Here is an 8059-nt window from a genome sequence, read left to right as displayed (position 1 = left end):
TTACAACTGCGAACGCGGTCAGTGGAACCTAAAAAAGATGACCCCGGAACAATATCGGGGCCATCTAATCGCCGCATAGGACATACGGGCTTTTTATTAAACTGTCCATTTTACGGGGCTCAGTTCAAATCGATGCTTCGAACACGTTTCAATTCCACTATGACTTTATTTAGTTAATATCGAAGGGAATCACGTGTTCTCCTGCAACAATCTCCTCTACTACAATTAATGCGGCACGTGTAGAGTCGACAGGTACCTCATAGGTCAACGTGACCAAGGACGTTGAAGGGACTCGAAGCCAAGAGTTATGTTCCCAGCCTTCGGTGTGTCACCACGTACCGCCACAGAAACTAACTTATATCCCCGAGCGACTTAAGCAGGAATCGGGACGATTTTCTCGATGCTGACGAGTTCATCACGGCCACACCGAGTGTCGCTGCGATAGAACCGACAGCGAGCTTGAAACGACGCTCGGTCCGTCTCGTGTTCACCTGCGTCCCACGCATCGCCTGATACTGCAAAACGTGACGGCCATTTGGGCCGGCAGTAATGCGCCAATCAGGCCCGTCAGCACGGGGACGAATAGCGTTGCCTTGAGGATAACAATATCACTTCTACTTTCGTTTATGTTCTGCCACATGATCTCCTTCGTCCTAAGCATGGCGATGAGGAGCAAGACACCCATCGTGCATGATTCCCTCCTCGAGTTCGACGTAGTTTCTGAGGAGTGAAGTGAACATGCGCTTCAATTATGTCTCAAGCTCATTAAACACAAAAAAATGGAATGCTTGAGTATATTTTGCCATGTAATGTTGAAGTTCATCGTCCAAGAACTGCTTTCTTTTATTCATATACTCACCAACTTCTCGAAAATCAGGTTTACATTCACTAAAGTTTTCTGGTGTAACGTGTTGTATGATTTCTCTAAAATACGAGTGAAAAATTTTATCAAACTCAATTAGTTTTAATGACCATTCTTGTAATTCAAAGGTTCTTTTCGTAAGTAGCGAGAATGAATATTCCTCGTCTTGTGATAAATCTGTTCTAATAGCAATTAGAGAGTTTGTATATTGAACATCAAGCTCAGGTGTATGCATTATTCCTCTATGTTTTATATAGTTATATGACCTTCTTATTTCTTGAGTTAAATCATTTTGGAAAAACGAATTTATGTACTCTCTTATTGAGTCATCGGCATATCTTCTTAATAGTTCATTCAAAGATTTTATACTACATAACCCAGCATATTTTTCATATAAATCATTATCTTCCATAAATAAATAAGAGGAATCTCCCCAATAAAACCACAGTACTTGCCAAGATAGATCTATTGCATAGTTATAATAAGCTAATGAATTGGCTAGAAATCTTGATCTAACAAACGTTAAATGTGTCTCATCATGCTGAGAAATCATCTCCCCATAATTATCAACTTGATAGAATGATAAATTAGTTCTTGCATTAGCAATCGAATGATAAACATCCTCTATTTTAAATGTTGAATATATTATATGGGGATCATAGACCACATAATGATGTTCCTCAGGAAAATAGTCTCGCCAAAAATGAATATCATGCGTTTCATATAAATTATCTATCATTTTATCTCCTTATCATATTAATTTATTTTAAAGAAATTCTCAGTTATACAGTCAAATTTATTTTATACTCTGCTCAGTTCAAAAATTGTTAGACATGTCGTTTCAAATCCAACTCCTCGTCTTCTAGCTTTTAGGTGTGCTCGCAGAACTCATTTTTTGAGCAATTTAAAGTTATATTTTTATTTTCTACAGAATTAAGATTCTTGTTAGTCATGTTATTCTTCGATTCCACTTCGAATAGTCCTCCTCTTGTTTTTATGTTCTATCAAACTTTTTAAAGTATTTCCGTCATAGCACTTCAAAATAGTCATAAAAAAACACCATTCGGCCGAATGGTGTATATCGTTAGACGTATCCACATTTTTGCTTTTGACGTTACGCTTACAGCTACGTGCACACCACTAAAAAAAGCCTAGGAGCAAAGATGATTTTTAAAAATAGCTTTTGTAATCGTGACATAAATGAGCAACTGTACAATGAGTGATTTTATCTAAACGGCGCTAGACGCTCACGCATGAGCTTAAATCACCATTCCTTCTCCCTTAATCCATCTTCAGGAACTCCCCAATCCTCGAACCAATACTTGATGAGTCAATAGACGTGCATCATTTTATACTCAAATACACTCTTTGATAACTTCGAGACTACAATACTGATGTCTCCATTTGCAACAACCCATGTCCCGTATGGATATCATTAAAATTTACTTTTTACCCAGATAGATTAACAACCGGAAGTGAAGTTAGTTCCATGCCTATCGCGAACTCACCTCGGCCATCGAGACCTACATCTCGTTCTACAATCACAATCATTTCCAGAAACGAATAAACGGATTGAGCCTTGTCGAATACAGGGCTCAAAAAGCCCAGATCGTTTTTCATTAGTTGCCCTTTCTACTTGATGGGAAGCAGTTTAATACAAAAACATCCCGATTTGATACGCATAACGAAAAGCACTGTAGATTCTGCCACGAAATAGTAGTTAAGCGAACATTTATTAGCTAACAAATAACTTAATCACGATTCATTCAAATATTTACTTAAAGCACGACGAATGATTTCATCTTCTGACACATGTGCCTTTTGCGCAGCTTGTGTTAATCCGACGTATAAAGGATCTGTCAAATCAGTAAAGCGAATTTGTACACGCATTGGCTTCACTGGTTTAGCTTCAACTTCGAGCACACGTTGCTCCTGACGTTCGATCAACATTCGTTTTACTTCACGGAGCTCTTCACGTGTCATCTCGTACACGGTCTTATCTCCTGAAGCAGTGTAATATTTTTTATTCTCGAGCAGCGCGAGCTTCGGATCTTCTGGCCACGACAACAACTCAGCAAGTTTTGTCGCACTGAAATCTTGCTCGAGAGTCTTCTCTAAGATGTTCGGACCAAACGTGTTCCAAAAGGCTACGAAGCGACTGACTTGAGGGTGTGACATTCCAATCTTGTTTAAAAAGTCTTTCCAAGTTCCTTGTTCTTTTTGGAACTCTTTTTTTGTTTCAGGATCACGGAATAGACTGTTCGCATGGGCAAGTATACGACACTTTTCGACAAAACTAGTCGCTTGAATCGCATCGATATGATTGTAATATTGAACGATTCCATCCATGTCCTCGGGAAGCCGTTTCGTGATGATACGCGACAATCCTGTCGCTGGGAGGGCCTGATAAGGGTTCGACACGGTCGTCGTCGCAGAGAACTCTTTCACGGCCTCGACTTGTTCCGTACGGCTATCCGTCGCTTGTTGATTCTGATTCACCGGAAGGTTGGCACTGAACGTCGAGATTTTAGGCGTATGTTTCTTTCGGTTACGTGTCATAAAGCAAGTACCTCCTGAGCAAGTAATAGATAGGCGTCTGTGGCTGGGCTCTTGTGATCAATGACGGGACGAGACTCTCGCTGCAACGTCTGAACCTTCACCGCATAAGGAATCGTCGTCAAAACAGGAATACCGACCTCTTTCCCGAGTTCTTCAAGTTCTTCGACTGTCGTGACATCCCCCTTCGAGCGGGCACTCACCATCGTAGGGATGAAGGCAGCGATATGAATGTCTTCCCGGAATCGTTTCATCTCTTCCAATTCTTCTGGTGCCGAATAGACGGCATCCATCGAGAACTTCTGCATCTGTACAGGCATCACGATGCGATCCTGAGCGACGAGTGCGCAACGGGCATAGGGATTAAGGGCAGAAGTCGATCCTGGACAATCGATGAGACAGATGTCAAACAGTTCATCAATTTTGGCGAGTTCTTCGCTGAGTCGATACTCGTACCCGATCTGGCTCGTCAGGTCACTCGGTGAGGCTGAGCGTCTCGTCGGAACAAGATAGACCGTTCCCGTCTCATACTCGCATGTCACGATGACCTGTTCGATCGGTGTATAGAATGGATCATTCTCTTCAAGCAGGCAATCGAGTAACACCTTGCCTTCATAATCGTTTGTCAGACCGAACCCATTTGTCGAAGAGGCCTGGTCGTCCGCGTCGATGACAAGGACACGTAATCCGTCGCGTGCATAGGCATGAGCCAAATTGATGGTGGTCGTCGACTTCCCGACGCCGCCCTTTCGATTGTACAATGCGATTTTCTTCATGATTCGTCTCCTCGCTTATCGTCTGTGACGTCGATGATATTGTCGTTCACGGTCCGCTCGATGATTTCCGTCAACAGCTCACTTACACTCCTGTTTTGTGCATGCGCATACTGTTGGAACTGATCGGACAGATCCGACGGGATTCGTGCAGAAAGAACCGCAGATGGTTTCTTCGGTTTTTGAAACGGGCTGACTTTGACCTTCGATACAGATTCACGTGTTTTACGGGCCTCACGGATTTGTTTGACCGTCAATTCGTCGACACCTCGAGACTCGCCGTCGATATAGAGTCCCTGTTCGACGACTTCCTCGACATTGTCGAGATACATCAGTTCAAACAGCTTGGAAGCCGGCAAGCTCGCAAGGGATGCTTCAAGTGGATGTAACGTCTCATATGCTTTGATATACCGGGATGCAAGAGAACTCGACATCGAAACGGCTTCGAGAAAACCGATCCATTCTTTTTTGTCATGCATCTCAGAACGGGCGATGACCAGCCGCTTCCCGATCTCGAATACAGAAATCGTTTGAACTTTTGAGAGCTCATTGATTTCATGGACGAGGTCTTCGACTTCTTTCGACACCGGAAGTTTTTGAACGAGTGTACTGATATTCGTCAAACCGCTCTGATATGGATGCTGCTCACTCGGCTTAATTTTATGAATGTTTCGGTTCCGTGCCTTCATGACGTCCCACCTGCCTGTTGAACGACTTGTTTGGCTAATAGTCTAAACGGTTCAGCGAGTCCCTTCGATTCCTTGGAGCGGTACTGGATGACACTCTTGCCACTATCGGCAGCTTTCTCAATGAATGTGGATCGTTTGATCATCGGAAGGATCTCTATTGCCTCCTCCTTCGCGATGACTTCCATTGCTTCATAGTATTCTTTATCTGCCTTTAACGAAGCATCCATGGCGACAGGAAAAATTCCCGTGATGACGAGGCCCGGATTATAGAACTTCTTCACTTTTTGTATGGTCCTTACCGTACTCGCAAGTTGATCGAACACGAGCTTCTTCGGCATGAAAGGGATGACCGTCATATTTGACGTCGAAAGCACGACTTTCGAGAGTTCATTGATCGATGGGACCGAGTCTAGGATGATCCAATCAAACTCATCCTCGAGCGGTGCAATCATATCTTTTAATAGAAAGAGCTTGTCTTGCTCAGAGATCAAATTGATCAACCTCGCATTTCGTTCATTCGAGGGGAGAAGACTCACGTGATACGTCTCATCGTCAAACAGGACTTCTCGGATATCGAGATTGCGTGTATGTACATCAAACATCGTCATATACTTGATCGTGTCAGATTCTTTTAACATCAACTTACTGAGTGAGCCTTGGGGATCCAAATCAATGATGAGAACTCGTTGTCCCAGCTCACCCAATGCGTAAGCCATATTCAAAGAACAGGTCGTCTTGCCTGATCCACCTTTCGATATGTAAAACGTGAGTATGTTCATCTTCTCTCCCCTTTCTCTTTCATATCATGTCACATTCACTCTTTCCATTCAACACAAAAACAGCAAAGACAATGATAAATTCAATATAAAAATGTATACAATAATGATTTGGATTTGTATACGATTTTTGAATCTGAATATTTTTTGTATATGTTTCGACGTCGAATTGTATACAGAGAAATTTTTGACCTAGGTATTTATACAAAGTTCCTGTTGTGAACGTCATTCATATTTGTAGATCTCTTTTATAGAATAAATACGTGGCACATCTGAACATGCTTTAAATAATAGAAGAAGAGATAAAACCATATTCTTCTGAGTTAAAAAAATATAAATAGATTAGAGAGAGTTAAATAAAGATTAATAGAATTAGAAAAAGAAGAGGGTCGCTCAAGCCAGTCGTACCAATCCTTCTGACGATTTAAGTGAAAAGAGATATTTCAAAAGCGCCATCGTTTCATTCACAAAGGTTCATTTTTTTTCAACGCTGATTTGAGAATTAAAAAACAAGAGAAGATTTAATTCAGTAAATCCTTGATTACTTAACTGTTTGGTTTGATTTTTTTCCTAAAAGTAAAAAAATGCAGATTCAGTATGCACTGATGACTTAGAACGAATGGGAAACAATACAAACAGAAGGAAACACCTGAAAGAATGGGTCATTTTCATATATACTTTCAAAAACGAACATGACAAATAGACCATCATGCGATAGCCAATTTTGCCTGGTTCTCTTTTAGTCGTTGATGGAGATAGAAGATCGGTTCTTCAAAGAACAGCTTATGGGTGCTCGAGTGGACCAAGTCCTCACGATGGTGTAGGAATGCCTGTTTTAACTCTTCGACGACCCGTTTGAATGTCTCGGCCCCGAATGTATCGCTCATCGAGAAGAGTGAATCACGGTTGACCTTGAGAGCATCAAAGTCGAAGAACTCCCCTACTCGCTTGCGCATTTCGAACCAAACGAGCTGAACTTCAGTGCGGTCTTTCTCTTTGATCTGCTTACTGTCTTGCGCAGCCGATAGCTGGACTTCAAGTAAGAGCGGTCGTGTCGCGTCTTGGACTCGTTTCTTGAGCGAGATGTTCTGTTTGACCATATTTAAGAAACGCTTACTGTCTTCAACAAGCGACACTTGAAGGAATTTGAGACCAGACATCATCTTTTGGATGGCGAGCTTATGGCCACAGTATTTAGGAAGGAATCCTTTGATCTCATCGTAGGTCAGGATGGCCTGTTCATTTGACTGGACATGAACGTCTTTTTCGACCTGGACGATTGTCCGTAGCGCGAGTCGTAACGTGTTCACATTATCAAGCGCGATTAATTCGGACAAGAGACCGTGCCAAACAGACGTATACCCGGTCTTCGAAACGACCACAGCAACGTCTACAAACAAATCACGATAGTTTTCAAGGTAATCCGTCAATTGGATTGAAATCACTCCTGGGAAGTGACGGATGACCGTCATGAGGCCATTCTGTTCGAAGGTCTTCAAGTTGTTATGTAGGGAGCGGACCGACGTACAGGCAAAATCCGCGACCATGTGGTCTTCGATGAATTCAAGCTTCCCTTGGTCGTCAGCGTAGGCGAGAATAGAGAGAATATGACGGATTCGAGACTTGGTCCATTTGAAGGCCGTGAAACAGGCCGGGATGTTATAATGATGCTGCTCATAACGATAGTGATCTGGGCGTTTCGTCCAGCGTGTCAATCCGCTCATCGCGACCAATAGTTTATTGGCGATTAAAATGTGTCGATTCGTCTCCATCATCTCTCCTACACCTCCCCTATCCTAAAATATGCTAGTTTCAGTATCCAGCTCTTTCAAGATAGTGTCAAAGTGCGTTTTCAGTACGGCATTTTGTTACCAAAATGAAAAATTCGTTGATATAAAGCCATTTTGAACCAAGAAAAATATGCGTTTTCAGTACGGTCATTTGTTACCAAAATTGATTCATCCGCTCTACAGCGCCATTGCTGTAGAGAATAGAGTAGATTTTTTTAGATGGAAAGGAGAAAAGTGTAGTTTCGGTACGGTGTTTTGTTACCAAAAACGAAAAATTGTAAGTTTGGTACGGTCGTTTGTTACCAAAAGAGAAGGAAATGTAGTTTCAGTACGGTCATCTGTTACCAAAAAAACAAAAAGAGTCTCAAAAATTTATTTTCTAAAGGGCGAGGAATCCATAAAAATGTAGTTTCGGTACGGTGTTTCGTGACCAAAATAAGAAAATGCACTTTCAGTACGGTCATCTGTTACCAAAAAACGAAAAGTGCAAGTTTGGTACGGTCATCTGTTACCAAAATCGTTGAAATCTGATATAAAGGAAAGCCATATTCACCAAGAAAGGCGATTTGATTGAATATCTATCGAATCTTAAGATGAAGATTTAGGGAAGATA

6 protein-coding genes and 1 pseudogene are annotated in these 8059 nt (G+C 41.8%); 1 reads left to right on the top strand and 6 read right to left on the bottom strand.

Annotation, left to right across the window (positions count from 1 at the left end; genetic code table 11):
* Nucleotides 1-749 precede the first annotated feature (749 nt).
* The gene (locus EVJ32_RS12790) at nt 750-1601 is read right to left on the bottom strand and encodes a hypothetical protein (protein ID WP_131458676.1); all 852 of its coding nucleotides are present in this window, start codon (nt 1599-1601) and stop codon (nt 750-752) included.
* Between the two features lie 758 nt (nt 1602-2359).
* Here EVJ32_RS12790 and EVJ32_RS12785 point away from each other — a divergent pair.
* Nucleotides 2360-2485: pseudogene (locus EVJ32_RS12785) on the top strand (IS3 family transposase); the annotation flags it as partial.
* A gap of 132 nt (nt 2486-2617) precedes the next feature.
* Here the strand turns inward: EVJ32_RS12785 and EVJ32_RS12780 are convergent.
* The 5 genes from EVJ32_RS12780 to EVJ32_RS12760 form a co-directional block, all read right to left on the bottom strand.
* Nucleotides 2618-3421: a hypothetical protein gene (locus EVJ32_RS12780; protein ID WP_131458675.1), complete on the bottom strand. Its 804-nt coding sequence runs from the start codon at nt 3419-3421 to the stop codon at nt 2618-2620.
* A complete protein-coding gene (locus EVJ32_RS12775) occupies nt 3418-4194 on the bottom strand; it encodes a ParA family protein (RefSeq protein ID WP_071399740.1) in 777 nt (258 codons plus the stop codon). Before EVJ32_RS12775 ends, EVJ32_RS12780 begins: the two co-directional genes overlap by 4 nt.
* Nucleotides 4191-4880, bottom strand: coding sequence for a hypothetical protein (locus EVJ32_RS12770; RefSeq protein ID WP_071399739.1), 690 nt, complete (start codon nt 4878-4880; stop codon nt 4191-4193). Before EVJ32_RS12770 ends, EVJ32_RS12775 begins: the two co-directional genes overlap by 4 nt.
* On the bottom strand, nt 4877-5659 hold the full coding sequence (locus EVJ32_RS12765) for a ParA family protein (RefSeq protein ID WP_131458674.1): 783 nt from the start codon (nt 5657-5659) through the stop codon (nt 4877-4879). The genes EVJ32_RS12770 and EVJ32_RS12765 overlap by 4 nt, the downstream gene beginning before the upstream one ends.
* 704 nt (nt 5660-6363) lie before the next feature.
* Nucleotides 6364-7431 carry a hypothetical protein gene (locus EVJ32_RS12760; RefSeq protein ID WP_131458673.1) on the bottom strand — a complete coding sequence of 356 codons (1068 nt, stop codon included), beginning with the start codon at nt 7429-7431 and terminating at the stop codon, nt 6364-6366.
* Between the last annotated feature and the right edge of the window lie 628 nt (nt 7432-8059).

This window comes from Exiguobacterium sp. SH5S4 (assembly GCF_004337045.1).
Lineage (GTDB): Bacteria > Bacillota > Bacilli > Exiguobacteriales > Exiguobacteriaceae > Exiguobacterium > Exiguobacterium aurantiacum_A.
The sequence above is the reverse complement of the archived record's forward strand: the minus strand, read 5'-3'. Positions and strand labels throughout refer to the sequence as shown.